The following is a 17,011-nucleotide window of genomic DNA, read 5'->3' on the forward strand; positions in this document are numbered from 1 at the left end:
CTTACCTTTCTTTGTTACTGATGTTGGGATTTAGGAAACTACCGTTGTGAATTTATGTGAATTTATTTGGACGGGTAGCTTAATAATAAATTTGGTGCCGACTCCCACCTCACTTTTACATTCTATTTCACCCAGAAGTTTTTGGGTAACTAAATTGTAGACAATATGCAATCCCAACCCGCTACCACCCTGACCGCGTTTTGTAGTAAAGAATGGCTCGAAAATTTTACTTAAATTTTCTGGGGGAATGCCTTGACCGTCATCGGAATATTCAAATCTAAGCCGATCGCCCTCTTGTTGCCAATCAAAAGCGAGCTGACCAGATTCGCCCGGTTCGTAAGCATGAATCAGAGAGTTCATCAGTAAATTTGTGACAACTTGGGATAAAGCACCTGGATAAGAATCTAGGGCTATTTTGGTGTCTCCCTTAATTTCGATCGAATGTTTGCTATTTCTCAATTTTGGTTTTAATTGGATTAAAATTTCATCCAGATAATCTCTTACTATGAAAGTTCGTCGTTCTTCGCTAGAGCGATCGACTGCCACTTCTTTAAAGCTGTGAATCAATGCCGCAGCCTGATTTAGATTAGTTAGAAGGGTGTTGCTGCTTTGGGTGGCTATATCCAAAAATTTTTCTAGCTCGGAGCGCTTCATTTTGCCACTGTTATAAGTAGAAGCAAATTCTGTGGTATGTTCTGCCAAAGCTGACGCAACGGTGACACCTACGCCGATGGGAGTATTAATTTCGTGGGCGACGCCTGCAACTAATCCTCCCAGCGATGCCATTTTTTCAGATTCCACTAGCTTGCTTTGAGTAGCTTTTAAATTATCTAGGGCATTAGATAATTCGTGGGTGCGATCGCTGACTAATTGCTCTAAGTTTTGATTGAACTCTTGCAAGTTATTGTAGAGTTGGGCATTTTCGATGGAAATGGCTATTTGGGCTGATAACAATTTTAGCAGTTCTAGTCTATCTGTGGTAAAGGCTCCTTCGCTCAGGTTGTTTTCTAGGTAAAGGATGCCTGTGAGCTTGCCTTGGTGCAGTAGAGGGGTGCAGAGAATTGATTTGGGTTGGGTGGCTGCTATGTAAGGATCGCGGGTAAATTGTCCTTCTTGGGTGGCGTTATTTAATACGACGTTTTCCTGGGTGCGGATGACGTAGTTGGCGATCGCACTTGCTAGTTTGGGCGTTTCCCCAGAATCTGCTTTTGCATTCAGGGGAAGCGATCGCAGCACGCTGACTTCATCTTCCTTCACCGAACCTTCTGCCTCTATCGCCCAGTTTCCCGCTTTTTCTAAAATTAAAAATCCTTTTTGGGCACCCGCATTTTCGATCGCAATTTTCATCAACCTTTCTAGCAACTTACTCAAAACTATTTCTCCTGAAATTGCTTGGGAAGCTTTCATTACTGTGGCTAAATCTAGCGTTTCTCCCAAATTCGTGCTAATGGTAGTAGCCTTAATCGTTGTTTGGTTAACTTTAATTTGAGTGGTGGTTTTGGCTGATGTTCTAGCTAGGAATTGGGGGTATTTCTCTTCTAAATGCTTAACTTTAGCTATAGCACCCCAAACTTGGTAGCTATAGTGAGCGTTTTGCATATAAACTTGAGCGATGGTTTCTTTGCCCAATGACAAATAGAATTTGGCGGCGAGTTCGTGAGCGAGTGCTTCTTCGTTGATGTATTCGTTTTCTTTGGCAAGGGCAATAGCCTTGTCGTATAAATCCATTGCTTCTAAATCCTTACCAGAAATCCGCGCTATTTCTGCGGCTATCAGTAAATACTGATGTAGATAATTATCTGGGCAGCTATCTGCCCAAACTTTTGTTTTTTCTAGATTATTATGTAAAATTTCCCAGTAATTTTCTTTTTCATCAATAGTAGCCTTTGAATAGACAGCAGCCAAAATTAATGAATAATAGAAATAGTGTTGAGTGATATTAAAAAAACCGAAATTATTAATTATTTTTTCATTTTCTTGAGCCAGCTTGAGAGCTTCAGTATAGTTCTCATAAATGAATAAAACTTGAGCCTTGAAAGTTATATACCAAGTCTTAACATGATAAAACTTCGTATTTTCCCAGTGTTGCAAGCACAACGCTTCACTATATATTTCATCATCGAAGCTGTATTTATCTTTAGTCAATCCTTGTAAATTTAAAGTAGTTTGCTGTAAAGACATAAATCCATACAGCATACTTAAGTCATTTGTCTGCTTCATAACAGCTATATATTTACAAGATTCTTCATAAACCTCTTTTAGAGGCTGACCTATAATAAATCTCGTCCATATACTAAACATAATCGTCCAAACGATGTAAACTAAATCGCCACACTCTAGCCCACCTTTATAAGCTGTCCTAAAAATATCTAAGTTTGTTTTTAAATGATTATTATAAGGATTAATCCTCAAAGCAAAAAGATTAGGGACTTTACAACTAAGGCTCTTGTTGTTAAATTTATCATTGAGTTTTAAAGCTAGCTTACCAAATTCATAAGCTAGTTTATATTCATTTCGAGATGATAACAACATTCCATAAGTAACATAACCGAATGCTGATAAATCTGTGTTTCCATACCTTAAGGACATATTGACTATCTTTAATATAGATAAATCTAGCCAATTTTGATGTCCAACATAATAAGCTACCGCCCACAAATCAATTAATAATTTAATGCTGGCTCTTTTTGTCAAGTCTCTAAGCTCATGAGCATTGATTAAATCAGCAACTTTTCTTTGGGACAGATTTAATGATACCTGTTGTAATTCTATTTCTACTGCTTTTGGTAATTCTTCTTCTGTACGAGGCAAATCCATACCCAAACATTCTAAGCCAGCAAGCGTGAACTTGAGGGCTTCATCTTTCCGTGATAAAGTTGAACAAAACAATGTATAAAGAGAATAAATTTCTGCTTTGTCGATGGCCGATTGGCTATTACTTAAGGCTATCTTAAAAAGTTCTTCTGCTTCCTCAAGGTTGCCAGCTAAATACTCGCACTCACTTCGCTCCCTATAGAGAGTAAATGTTAATTCATAATAATTTTCCCAAGCCTGAATCCCTAGTATTTTTATTCCTAAAGCAAAATAGGTAGCTGCTGTTTTATAGGCCGTGGAAGCTTTGGCTTTTTTGCCTGCTATTAAATTCAAATTTGACAATTTAACTTTCTGCTCTAAATCATCAATCAATTCCACACCTATATTAAGATGATTGACCAAATCGAAAACTTTTTCTTCCACTTTTTTTTCTGTCGTATTTTTTAAAAGTAGTTGACCGATTTTGAGGTGAACTTCTTTTTTATGCTCTTCAGGGATAGTGGCATAAGCTGCTTGTTGCACTCGATCGTGCAAAAAATTAAAAGTAAGAATAATTAGGGCAGCATCTATTATTTCTTCTGGTGTAATTTCCAGATCAGAAATAGGTAATACTAAACCTTCCTGAATTGCTGGTAAAAGCTTTTGATAAGCGACTGCTGCTGATGTTTCATGGATAATAGAAAGGGTGTGCAAATCAAAAGTGTTGCCTACACAAGCAGCTAACTGTAAAACCTGCTGTGTGGAGGTAGGAAGTTTTCTTAACTTCCTAACCATTAACTCCACAACATTATCAGTAATGCCTATTGCCTCAATTAAAGCTATGTCCCATTGCCATTGGGGTTTACTGCCTTGAGACGGAGGAATAAATGTAAGTAAATCTTCCTGATAGAGAGTTTTGAGAAATTGATTGACAAAAAAGGGGTTACCAGAAGTTTTTCTGATTACTAATTGAGCTAATGGTTCTACTGCAATTGTGTTAGCGTGTAACGTATCACAAATTAAGTTGCAAATATGTTCAATAGCTAAGGGAACTAATGTGAGGTTGTTGATAACAGAGGCTTTGGACTGTAGTAAATCAAGACTTATCATCAAGGGATGTCCGGGAGCGACTTCGTTATCTCGATATGCCCCAATTAAGAACAAATAGCGCGTTTGTGCATCTGTCATCATTACTTCTAGCAACTTCAGCGTGGCAGAATCAGCCCATTGTAAATCGTCTAAAAAGATGACTAAAGGATGTTCAGATGAGCAAAACACGCCGATAAATTTTTGAAATACTGAATTAAAACGATTTTGTGACTCGGCTGGCGCTAATTCTGGCACGGCTGGCTGCTTACCAACAATGAATTCCACTTCTGGAACGACATCAATAATGACTTGTCCGTTTTTAGCCAAAACTGCTAAAAGTTTTTCTTTCCAATGAACTAATTGTACTTCACTTTCAGTTAGCATTTGCTTCACTAAGGATCGAAAAGCATTGATGATAGCTGCGTAAGGAATATTGCGTTGAAATTGGTCGAACTTACCCGCAATAAAATAACCCCTTGACTTAGTAATTGGTTTATAAACTTCTTGCACTAAGGCTGATTTGCCAATGCCAGAGTAACCCGACACTAACATAATTTCCGTTGTGCCATTGCTGACGCGCTCGAAGGCTGCTAATAAGGTTTCTATTTCTCGTTCTCTCCCATAAAGTTTTTGGGGAATTTGAAACTTATCTGTAATATCTTTTTGGCCGATCGCAAAATCTGTAATCGTTCCTTTCCCCTCTAGTTGTTTCAGGCATTCTTCTAAATCTACGATGATTCCCGAAGCACTTTGGTATCTTTTTTCAGCCGTTTTTTCTAACAGTTTCATTACAATATCAGAAACCGCTTTAGGAATTTCTGCATTAATTTCATGGGGCGGTACTGCTTGTTTAGCAATATGACAGTGTACTAATTCCATTGCATCGTTGTAATCCCATGGCAGTTGCCCCGTTAGCAGTTCGTAAAAAGTGACTCCTAATGAGTAAAAATCAGTGCGGTAGTCGATCGCTCGGTTCATCCTGCCTGTTTGTTCGGGCGATATATAGCTAAGAGTGCCTTCTAAAACATTAGGATTTTTTAGGGTAGGATTCTCACGCGATAAGACAGTAGAGATGCCAAAATCTATGATTTGGACTAGCCCTGTTGTCGAGTTAATAATAATATTGCTGGGGTTGATATCTTTATGAATAATTTTATGTTGATGAATGTCGCCTAAAGCTCGGGTTATTTTGATAGCTGTTAACAAAAACTCTTGTAAGGTAAGTTTTTGAGAAGCCAACCCCAGCTTTAATGATTTTCCACCACTATCCTCGAAAATAATAACTAAACTGTTTTGGTATCTTTCTAAGTTGTAGGTTTTAGGCACACTTTCTAGGTTAAGATTGCGTGTAATTTCGTATTCCTGCTTGTATCTAACTAACGAAGCTGGCATCGGATAATCTTGCTTGAGAAATTTGAGAATTATCGCTTGGTTGTCTTGCTTTCTCAGGCCTCGGTAAACTAAGGAATTGTTACTTTCATGGATTTGGTTGGTAATCTCGTAGCCGGCTAAGTTAATCATCCTGGCAGTCTCTGTTAAATATTAATACACAAGTTTTTGAGGAAGTGTCAATTTGTAAGTAGATGGATGCTCTGATACCTCATTGTACTCTGCACTTTAAGCCAAACTTAAGTGTTACTTAAAAAAATATGTTTTAACATTTCTTAAAAAAAATACAAATAAAGATTCATGTGAGGAGGGCGATTCCCTGCGGGATAGCTTCGCTTCACGCAGTTTCCTCCAAAAGCAGGCAGAACAAAGTGAAGGGATCTCGCCCTTGGTCTACATAGGAGATTTGTACGGCTTGGTATAGTTACTAGATCGATCGTCAGATATGGGTAGGCAGACTCAGATATAGGACTTACGCATTGACAAATTAAGTAAAATGTGTAAAAAGTGCAAAAATAAGGTAATCCCAACGGCGGATTAAGCTTGTGCTTTTACAAAAAGTTGCAAAAACCACGGATATTTGTTGAGATGCGACAAGTCCAATTAATGCTGCACTTAGCGAGCCGTTAATATTCAGTTTTTAGACCTACTTTTTGATTCAGATAATTGAGAATGAAATCACGGGCTACCTGAAGAGAAAAATTCCGTTGAATTTCGTACCAATTATCAATCTGTTCTTCTGCTCTGATTAACCTCAGATGTTGCACCATTGTCAAGAACGGGCTCTTCGGCCCGTTCCACAAAGAATGAGTTTTTTTGTGGAACAGGCCGGAAAGCCTGTTCCTAAACAAGTAATTGACAATTGTGCAAGATGTGAGTTAACGAGACTTAGACAAAAACTGCTGCTAAAATGGCTTCAAGCCCAAATCGAGAAAGACTTTTAGCTCGAATGGGCTTGAATTTAGTTATACCAAGGGTTTTAGGCATTTTTAGGTCATAGATCTCTTTCCCTGGCGAGCTAGGGGGTTTGCGCTCCTAAATGCCCTAGAAAATGTCTAATTCCCCTTAGCAAAGCTTATATCTCTAGTAGCGAGCGGGGACGATCGCACTCATATAAAAGCTCTCACGCTCGATCCTCCCCGCCCAATTTCCCAACTCTCCTCAATCGCAAAGCAAACTCGGAGAAGTCAGCACAAAGACATCCCTGGTTCCCACCCCTTCAGATTCCGGTTTAATCGGCGTAGTAAAGTGGAAAAACTCATGGTCGTTAACTAACAGCAATTCTCCCGGATGCAGAATTTTATTAAAAACAGGCTTCTCTTTTTTAGCCAAGTACAAATGCGTTTCCCCGCCTACAATATTAGTTCTGTCAACCGAGAAAATCCCGATAAAGTCAGTACCGTCTTGGTGAATGCCTTCCGGTGCGGGGTTGCCAAAATTGTGCGCCGAACAAGTCGTCCTGATTTGATGGATGCCGATTTCAGCTTCTGGGTGAATTTTGCAGGAATCGAAAAAAGCAAAAATCATCTGTTTGAAATTATCGAGGGCGATTAGTCGATCGTCCAATTCCGCAAATTCCCGCCTGATATCACCCACTAGCGGATTGTATGTTTTGCTTTGATACAAATAGCCGTGAGGTAACTTAACTAACTCATTTCCGTTGACGGCAAACCGCGACAATCTTCTCGAACGATACTTACCTTTCACATACGGATCGACAGGCATATCGTCAAAGAATTCCTTGAAACCTTCGAGCTTAATCGAGTTTACTTTTTTGAAAGTAAACATGAAGGCATAATCCAAATGAATGGATTCTAATACCGTTTTCATAGATATTTCTCCCTGAAGCCTTGCTCCCCTCCCCAGTTTTGCCTTAAGGAGGTGTATGCTTCTACTCTAGCGCAGGTTTTTTGTATGTGTCGTAAAAGACACTACAAAAATTGCAAAGATATCGTAAAGCTTGCAAGATGAATCCGGGGGCTTGTTCTTCTTTTAATCCAAAATCCAAAATCTAAAATCTAAAATCGATTGACTGCTTTCACCAGCGACTGACAGGCCCGCAGGAAAACGGCAACATCGACCCCAAGTGCGACGTACTGAACGCCAGCATCAATCCACTGCTGGGCGATTTCGGGGTTTTCGGCAAAAGTACCGGCGGCTTTGCCTGCTTTGCGGATGGTTTGCACAGCCTCCTGCATCATGTCGATGACTCGGGGATCGCGGACTTGGCCGGGAATGCCGATCGACTGTGACAGATCGTAAGGCCCCAGAAAAATCACGTCCACCTCTGGCACAGTAACAATTTCCGCCAGGTTGTCGATGCCGCCTTTGCCTTCGACATGAATCACAACTAAGGATTCTTCGTTGAGTCGATCGGTGATATTTGTACCTGCAGCGGTGTAAAGTCCTGCCCGCGTAGCGAAGGAAAGGCCTCGCGTACCCAGAGGACTGTATTTAGCGCTTTTGACAGCGGTTTCAGCATCGATTTTGCTTTCAATTTGAGGTACTTGAACGCCTGCACTGCCGATATCGAGAGCTCGTTGAATTTGCGGCCCGTCGTTTTTGCGGACGCGAATAATCGGTGCAATTCCAGTGCAGTCGGCGGCGCGACACAAATCTTCAGCAGCAAGCGGGTTCAGGGGGCCGTGTTCCATATCGATAACGGCGAAATCGAATCCAGCGTGACCGCATATTTCCATGAATGCGGGATAAGCGCAGTTCATAAATAAACCGAGGACGGTTTCGCCTTGTTTAATTTTTTGTTTTAGTTGGTTTTGACGCATAAATTTGGAGTTTTTTTACCGTCGCTGACGATCGATGAACCTAAATTATTTTTAATAATACAGCTAAAATATGGCTGTGACAAATTACTTTAGGTTAAGAGAATAGACAAAAATTTTGTAGCTGCTTTTGCTTCTATTTTAAATGGAATTAAGCATAAAAGCCAACCAAAAATAAACATTCCTAAAATTGGTAAAAATATTGCTCCCACAGAGGGTTCGACTAACCAAGCAAATAAAGAAAACATTCCAATACTGCCAGTTGTCCACAGCCAAAGAATCAGAAGTCCTATGACTATTTTATGTAAAGTCATCCTAATTTTGATGGAACAACCGAACTGTTGAGTGTGTATATCTCCTTCTATAATTGGGAACAATAAATTTCGACCGATGATGATGCGATTAATTTTGAATGTTTTGCCAGAAATTGTTCCTTCATAAGGTTTGGGAAGTGGCGGACCAAAGGGTATAATTATTCTAAAAACTTTGGGAGGAGTAACAACTTCATCCAACCTGCGTAAAACTTCCGAAAAAGTTAAACTGGTGGTAATTGTTAAACTCTCAAAAGGAATCAATGATCTAAAAAATTTGACGATTTTGAGCATAAGGTAGAGCCGACTGTTCAATAGTTGTTGCTGGTATTAATGCCTCTTATCTAAAAAAGTTTTCCCTGACAACACCGCGAAATACCAGTATACTGCAAAATAAACATTTAGATGGCATGAGTGTTTTTCGTGCTATGTCAAAATTAATTCCACAATCTCTGATGAAACTTAGACACTATCTATTTTTGCTCAAAAGTCGATCGATCCTTAGCCTCACCCTCGGCATCATTTCCGCGATTGGGAGCATTTCGCCAGTATTTGCCGCACCTCCGCGCAATCCAGACAATGCAGAAACTTGCGACATTCTAGTAGCAGGCGGCGGGCTCGCAGGCGCTGCTACCGCTTACGAAGGTTTACTGGCGGGGCGCACAGTTTGCCTTACTGAAATTACTGACTGGGTAGGCGGTCAAATTTCCTCCCAGGGAACTTCCGCACTCGATGAAAGAGAGACTCAGCGATCGCTCTTATTTTACCCCCGTGGCTACCTCGAATTGCGGGGGCGGATCGAGGAACATTACGGCCGGCTAAATCCCGGAGGCTGTTGGGTTAGCTATTCGTGTTTCATGCCCTACGACGGTCACAAAATTCTATTTAACATCTTGCAGGATGCAGCTAGAAAAGGCAAAGGCACGCTGAAATGGTTTCCCAATACGGTTATTAAAGAACTAGCAATTACTCCTGCTGTGCCGGGGAATGCGGTTGGGGGCCAACAAATTAAAAGTGCGATCGCCATTCAACACAAACCCGCCACCAACACGCCATCACTCAACACCGAAACTCTTTCTCAAACTATCGAAGAAGCCTATCGCTACGAAAATTCTCCGAGATTTAACAAAACTATTATTCGGTTTATTCCTAAACCACCTAACCAGTCAAATTCTCAACCTAAAGGTGCTGATTGGTACGTTGTAGATGCCACTGAAACAGGCGAATTGATCGGACTTGCCGATGTTCCCTACCGCCTCGGAATTGACCCGCGTTCCCCTCTCGAACCTTCTTCCCCCAGCGCAACCGGCGATCCTTACTGCACTCAAGGTTTTACCTACACCTTTGCGATGCAGGCAACGAAGGAACCGCAGCAGCATCAAGTGCCGTCTTTTTATCAACAATACGCTCCTTACTACAGCTACGAATTGCAGAGATTGGCGAGCTTTCCCTTAGTTTTCACCTACCGCCAAATCAGGAGCATGAGACCGGATCAAAAGCGACCTTCAGACCCGAAGCAATTTCCGATTTATCCGGGGGATATTTCGATGCAAAACTGGACTTGGGGCAATGACTATCGTCCCGGTTCTGCCCAGGATAATTTAATTTATTCTCGCGAGCAGTTGGAAGAAGCAGGTCAACTGCAACCGGGGGGATGGATGGGCGGTTTGCGAACGGAAACTTTGCGAAAGGGAGAGGAAAATGCCAAAGGATTTTTCTACTGGCTGGTAACAGGAACTACTGACTCGCAGCTAGGAGAAGGAGTCAAAAAGCCTAATCCAAACAATCGTTTTTTGAGCGGGTTGGATTCGCCGATGGGGACAGTACACGGACTTTCTAAATATCCTTATATGCGGGAGGGCCGGCGCATTATTGGGCGGCCGAGTTTCAATCAGCCTCAAGGTTTTACGGTGTGGGAAGTTGATATGTCTCGCACTGACTTTACGGCTGATTTTTACCGCCAAAATTTGTCTGAGGAAGAGTATCGCAATTTGTGGTTGGCTGTGGGTGGTTTGAATGCGCCTGCTTTGGCTGTGGGAAGTCAATCTGTTGAGGATACAAAATCGCGATCGCGCGCTACGATTTATCCTGATTCTGTGGGTATCGGTCATTATGCGATCGACTTTCACCCCTGCATGACCAACAGTCCGCCGGAAGCACCGGGAAATACCGAACGGGAAGGTACTCGCAAAGCTCAAGGGCAAGCTTATCCCTTCCAAATTCCGCTGCGGGCAATGATTCCCCAGAAAATTGACAATATGTTAGTGGCAGGTAAAAGTATTGCTGTTAGCCACACAGCGGCCGCTGCTTATCGAGTGCATTCTTTTGAATGGTCTGCAGGTGCCGCGGCGGGAGTTACGGCTGCTTTTTCCTTGGAAAAGGGGATTCTACCTTATGAATTAGTGGACGAATTGCCGTCCCGCGAGCCAAACTTAGAAGTGTTGCAGTTGCGATTGCAACAAAATGCCAATCCGATCGCCTTTCCGGGTACTTCTATTTTCAATAGTTCGTGGCAAAATTGGAAATAATCGCAGTTGGTAATCTGTAGCGCTGGCATCCTGCCCGCCCTACAATAAAATTCACTCTTTGTAGAACAGGGTGGAACAGGCTTTCGGGCTTGTTCCTGACACCCGACAATTAACTGGTTACCAAGAAGAGCCTGCGAACCAGTATAAAATAACCAATAACAAAATAGCTGTTTATCAGCTATTTGTCATCCATCTTTCGACAGAAGCAATCAGACACTGCTTTAGTCGGATAATATCAATAATCTCAAAAATATTCCCCGCTTCCCCTTCAAACTCGTCAAAGGTAACGGTCATGTCAACTGCACAGATAACAAGCCCCAATTCCAATAATGCTTATGCCAAACAGTTACTCAGAACCTTAGTAGCAGTCAAAAAAGGGGACTTTTCAGTTCGGATGCCCATAGACCAGACGGGTCTAGCGGGGAAAATTGCTGACGAACTTAACGACATTATCGATCTCAATGAGAGAATGGCGGCCGAACTCGAGCGGATCGGCACAGTTGTCGGTAAAGAAGGCAAAATCGCCCAGCGGGCCACCATCGGCAGCGCCGAGGGGTCATGGGCAGCTAGCGTAAACTCTGTCAATACCCTAATTACAGATTTAGTGCAACCAACCTCTGAAACCGCCAGAGTAATTCGGGCCGTAGCAAAAGGAGATTTATCGCAAACTATCGCCTTAGAAATAGAAGACAGACCCCTCAAAGGAGAATTCCTCCAAACAGCGCAAATTGTTAACACAATGGTTGACCAGTTGAGTTCCTTTGCGTCGGAAGTAACGCGGGTGGCTAGGGAAGTAGGAACCGAAGGGAAATTAGGCGTGCAAGCTGAAGTTAAAGGAGTTGCCGGAACCTGGAAAGATTTAACGGATTCAGTTAACTCGATGGCAGGGAATTTAACAGCACAAGTGCGTAACATTGCCGAAGTGACAACGGCGGTGGCAAATGGCGATTTATCCAAAAAAATTACAGTAGATGTAAAAGGTGAAATTCTCGAACTGAAAAACACGATTAACATCATGGTGGATCAGTTGAGTTCCTTCGCATCTGAAGTAACGCGGGTGGCGAGAGAAGTAGGAACCGAAGGCAAATTAGGGGTGCAAGCTGAAGTGCGGGGAGTTGCAGGAACCTGGAAAGATTTAACGGATTCAGTTAATTCAATGGCTGGCAATCTTACCGCACAAGTACGGAACATTGCCGACGTGACGACGGCTGTGGCAAATGGTGACTTATCTAAAAAAATTACAGTAGATGTTAAAGGTGAAATTCTGGAGTTAAAAAACACGATTAACATCATGGTTGATCAGTTAAATTCCTTCGCTTCTGAAGTAACGCGGGTGGCAAGAGAAGTGGGTTCCGAAGGCAAACTCGGCGGTCAAGCAGAAGTTAAAGGAGTTGCCGGAACTTGGAAGGATTTAACGGATAGCGTTAACTTCATGGCAGGCAGTTTGACAGCACAAGTGCGGAACATCGCTGAAGTGACAACCGCTGTGGCCAAGGGCGATTTATCTAAGAAAATTACCGTAGATGTTAAAGGGGAAATTCTCGAACTCAAAAATACCGTCAACACGATGGTAGACCAGTTAAATTCCTTCGCATCTGAAGTAACCAGGGTTGCTAGGGAAGTGGGAACGGAAGGGAAATTAGGCGTGCAAGCTGAAGTGCAGGAAGTAGCAGGAACCTGGAAAGATTTAACGGATTCAGTTAACTCAATGGCCGGGAATTTAACAGCACAAGTCCGCAACATTGCTGAGGTGACGACTGCTGTTGCTAACGGTGACTTATCTAAAAAAATTACGGTACAGGTTAAAGGAGAAATTTTAGAACTGAAAAACACCATTAACGTGATGGTGGATCAGCTTAATTCCTTCGCATCTGAAGTAACGCGGGTGGCGAGAGAAGTGGGCTCCGAAGGTAAACTCGGCGGTCAAGCGGATGTCCGAGGCGTAGCAGGAACTTGGAAGGATTTAACAGATTCAGTTAATTTTATGGCGGGGAGTTTAACCGAACAAGTACGGAATATTGCGGCTGTTACTACTGCTGTGGCAAATGGCGACTTGTCGAAGAAAATTACTGTAGATGTTAAGGGTGAAATTTTGGAGTTAAAAAACACCGTCAACACGATGGTGGATCAGTTAAATTCCTTCGCTTCGGAAGTAACTAGGGTTGCGAGGGAAGTGGGAACCGAAGGGAAATTAGGCGTGCAAGCTGAAGTTAAAGGAGTTGCGGGAACTTGGAAAGATTTAACGGATTCAGTTAACTCGATGGCGGGGAATTTAACAGCCCAAGTGCGTAACATTGCCGAAGTGACAACGGCGGTGGCAAATGGCGATTTATCTAAAAAAATTACAGTAGATGTTAAAGGCGAAATTCTAGAACTGAAAAACACCATTAACATCATGGTGGATCAGTTGAGTTCCTTCGCATCTGAAGTAACCAGAGTTGCTAGGGAAGTAGGAACGGAAGGTAAATTAGGTGTGCAAGCTTACGTGCGGGGTGTAGGGGGAACGTGGAAAGATTTAACCGATAATGTTAACTTGATGGCGGGGAATTTGACAGCGCAGGTGCGGAATATTGCGGAAGTGACGAAAGCGGTGGCAAATGGCGATTTGTCTAAGAAAATCACCGTCGATGTTAAAGGCGAAATTCTGGAGTTGAAAGACACTATTAACGTGATGGTGGATCAGCTTAATTCCTTCGCTTCTGAGGTAACGCGGGTGGCGCGGGAGGTGGGAACTGAGGGTAAATTGGGCGGTCAAGCTGAGGTGAAAGGAGTTGCGGGAACTTGGAAAGATTTAACCGACAACGTAAACTCGATGGCGGGGAATTTGACAGCGCAAGTGCGGGGTATTGCTAAGGTTGTGACGGCGGTGGCGAATGGCGATTTGAAGCGCAAATTAATGCTGGAAGCTAAGGGAGAAATTGCGACTCTGGCAGATACGATTAATGAGATGATTGATACGCTCGCGACGTTTGCCGATCAAGTTACTACTGTGGCGCGGGAGGTGGGAATTGAAGGGAAATTGGGCGGCCAGGCGAAGGTTCCGGGCGCGGCGGGAACCTGGCGAGATTTGACGGATAATGTGAATGAATTGGCGGCGAATTTGACTACTCAGTTGCGGGCGATCGCAGAAGTAGCAATTGCTGTTACCAGAGGCGATTTAACGAGGTCAATTTCCGTGGCCACGGAAGGAGAAGTTGCCATTGTTAAGGACAACATTAACCAGATGATCGCCAATCTCCGGGAGACTACGCAGAAAAATACTGAGCAAGATTGGCTGAAAACAAACCTTGCTAAGTTTACTCGAATGCTACAAGGTCAGCGGGATTTAGAAACTGTTTCTAAACTAATTCTCTCAGAATTGACGCCGCTGGTTTCTGCTCAGCATGGCGTCTTCTTTATGATGGAATCTGTCGAACACGATCCGTTTCTCAAACTGTTAAGTACCTACGCATACCGCGAACGCAAACAGTTAGGAAATAGATTCCATTTAGGCGAAGGTTTGGTAGGACAGTGCGCCCTGGAAAAAGAACGGATACTGTTGACCGAAGTGCCGGAAAACTACGTTAAAATTGGATCGGGACTGGGAGAATCTACGCCGCTGAATGTGGTGGTTTTACCCGTATTATTTGAGGGACAAGTGACGGCAGTAATCGAGTTAGCTTCGTTCCGCCGATTCAGCGAAATACACTTGACATTCCTCGACCAACTTACAGAAAGTATCGCCATTGTCTTAAATACAATTGCGGCGAGTATGCGGACTGAAGAGTTGCTGAAACAGTCACAGTCTTTGGCCGAAGAGTTACAAACTCAGCAAAAAGAACTAACGGAAACTAACAAGCGTCTTGAACAACAAGCGCAGTCACTCCGCGCATCTGAGGAACTGTTAAAGAGTCAGCAGGAAGAGTTGCAACAAACGAATGAAGAACTAGAAGAACAAGCTGAATTGCTAGCGCTGCAAAATAAGGAAGTGGAGCGGAAAAACCGAGATATCGAACAGGCGAGGGGGTTGTTGGAAGAAAGAGCAGAACAGTTGGCTCTAACTTCTAAGTATAAGTCGGAGTTTCTGGCAAATATGTCTCACGAGTTGCGAACTCCGCTAAATTCGCTGTTGATTCTGGCTCGATTGCTTTCTGACAATACTGAAGGCAATTTGACTCTGAAGCAAGTTGAATACACGCGCACAATTTACTCCGCGGGAAATGATTTGCTGGGGCTGATTAATGACATCTTGGATCTCGCTAAGATTGAATCGGGCACGATGTCGGTGGAAATTGAGCAAGTGTTGTTTACGGACTTGCGAGATCATTTGGATCGGACTTTCCGCCAAATCGCCCAGGATAAGAAGTTGAGTTTTAAAATAGAGCTTGAGGCTGGGTTGCCAAAAGGTCTCTATACTGATGCTAAACGGCTGCAACAAGTTTTGAAGAATCTCCTCTCTAATGCGTTTAAGTTTACAGAGCGAGGGGAGGTGAAATTGCGTGCCGAAGTAGTGCGGGAAGGGTGGAGTTTAGAGATAGAAAGTTTAAGGAGTTCCCCTACTGTTTTGGCTTTCTCAGTTAGCGATACCGGGATAGGGATTTCTGCTGAAAAACACAGGGTTATTTTTGAGGCTTTTCAACAAGCAGATGGTAGCACTAGCCGCAAATACGGGGGCACGGGTTTGGGTTTGTCAATTAGTAGAGAAATCGCTAATTTGTTAGGTGGAGAAATTAAATTGACAAGTCATCCTGGTGAGGGTAGTAAGTTCACGCTTTATCTGCCACAAACTTACCAAGAATCGCGCATAATGAATGATACGGGTTCGGGAACGGGCAAGCAAACGCCTCAATTACCCCCTGCTAATTCTCCCGCACTTCCTTTGCCGAATTTCCACTTGCCGATCGCACCTTACCCCTCACCTTTAATCTTTGATGATCGAGAAAATATTGAGAGTGACGATCGCGTGCTGTTGATTATTGAAGATGATGTAAACTTTGCTCGGATTCTGCTGGATATGGCGCAGGAACAGGGTTTTAAAGGTTTGGTGGCTTTGCGGAGCGATATCGGTTTGGCGATGGCTCGAGAGTTCAAGCCAACTGCGATTATGCTGGATCTAAATTTGCCTGTGATGGATGGCTGGACAGTGCTCGATCGCTTGAAGCACGACCCAAGTACGCGCCACATTCCGGTTCACATTGTATCAGTTGAAGAAGGGCGGCAGCGCAGTTTGCAGTTAGGGGCGATCGCTTACTTACAAAAGCCTGTCAGTCGCGAAGCATTGAGCAAAGCTTTGACTGATATTAAGGGGTTTGTGGAGCGACCAGTGAAGAATTTGCTAGTCGTGGAAGACGACGAAACACAGCGTCTAGGTATTGTGGATTTAATCGGTAATCACGATGTTTCTACCACGGCTGTGGGGAGTGGTGCAGAGGCGCTAGAAATTTTGAAATCGGGGCATTTTGACTGCGTTGTACTCGATTTGGGACTACCAGATATGACTGGTTTTGAACTGATAGAGCAGATCAAGCAAGAGGCTACTTTGAAAAGTCTGCCACTTATTATTTATACGGGCAAAGAGTTGACAAGATCCGAAGAAACTCAACTCAAGCGCATGGCGGAAACAATCATTGTTAAAGATGTGCGGTCGCCTGAGCGCCTGTTAGATGAAACAGCTTTGTTTTTGCACCGAGTGCAAGCAAATTTGCCCGAACCAAAGCGCCAAATGCTAGAGCAATTGTATCAAACAGATTCGACGCTGGCGGGCAAAACAGTCTTGATTGTTGACGACGATATGCGGAATATTTTCGCCCTCACAAGTATGCTGGAGCGCCATAAAATGGAAGTTGTGTATGCTGAGAATGGCAGAGAGGGCATTGCTAAATTGCAAAATACGCCTGAGATAAATATTGTGTTGATGGACGTGATGATGCCAGAGATGGACGGTTACGAAACCATGCAAGCAATTCGTAATATGCCTCAATTTGCTTCGTTGCCAATGATTGCTCTGACTGCGAAAGCGATGAAGGGCGATCGGGAAAAATGTATCGAAGCTGGTGCGTCTGACTACATTACCAAACCTGTTGATACGGAACAGTTGCTCTCGCTGCTGCGTGTCTGGCTTTATCGATAATGAAGTCAGTTG

6 protein-coding genes are annotated in these 17,011 nt (G+C 43.1%); 2 read left to right on the forward strand and 4 right to left on the reverse strand.

From position 1 onward, the window contains the following. Positions 1 to 30 precede the first annotated feature (30 nt). The 4 genes from QUA45_RS12410 to QUA45_RS12425 form a co-directional block, all read right to left on the reverse strand. The gene (locus QUA45_RS12410; protein WP_333220912.1) at positions 31 to 5,403 is read right to left on the reverse strand and encodes an ATP-binding sensor histidine kinase; all 5,373 of its coding nucleotides are present in this window, start codon (positions 5,401 to 5,403) and stop codon (positions 31 to 33) included. A 1,029-nt stretch (positions 5,404 to 6,432) separates the two neighbouring features. Then, the gene (locus tag QUA45_RS12415; RefSeq protein WP_333044665.1) at positions 6,433 to 7,101 is read right to left on the reverse strand and encodes a 2OG-Fe dioxygenase family protein; all 669 of its coding nucleotides are present in this window, start codon (positions 7,099 to 7,101) and stop codon (positions 6,433 to 6,435) included. Positions 7,102 to 7,289: 188 nt separating this feature from the next. Further along, on the reverse strand, positions 7,290 to 8,054 hold the full coding sequence (locus tag QUA45_RS12420) for an aldolase/citrate lyase family protein (RefSeq protein ID WP_333220914.1): 765 nt from the start codon (positions 8,052 to 8,054) through the stop codon (positions 7,290 to 7,292). Positions 8,055 to 8,143: 89 nt separating this feature from the next. After that, positions 8,144 to 8,656, reverse strand: a complete 513-nt coding sequence (locus QUA45_RS12425; protein WP_333097157.1) for a hypothetical protein — start codon at positions 8,654 to 8,656, stop codon at positions 8,144 to 8,146. 161 nt (positions 8,657 to 8,817) lie between these two features. Between QUA45_RS12425 and QUA45_RS12430 the strand changes: the two genes are divergently transcribed. Beyond that, a complete protein-coding gene (locus QUA45_RS12430) occupies positions 8,818 to 10,890 on the forward strand; it encodes an FAD-dependent oxidoreductase (RefSeq protein ID WP_333220916.1) in 2,073 nt (690 codons plus the stop codon). A 292-nt stretch (positions 10,891 to 11,182) separates the two neighbouring features. Continuing rightward, the gene (locus QUA45_RS12435) at positions 11,183 to 16,999 is read left to right on the forward strand and encodes a HAMP domain-containing protein (protein ID WP_333097161.1); all 5,817 of its coding nucleotides are present in this window, start codon (positions 11,183 to 11,185) and stop codon (positions 16,997 to 16,999) included. The last annotated feature ends 12 nt before the right edge of the window (positions 17,000 to 17,011 follow it).

Origin of the sequence: Microcoleus sp. Pol12A5, assembly GCF_036701435.1 — a bacterium.
In the GTDB taxonomy this organism is placed as follows: Bacteria; Cyanobacteriota; Cyanobacteriia; order Cyanobacteriales; family Microcoleaceae; genus Microcoleus.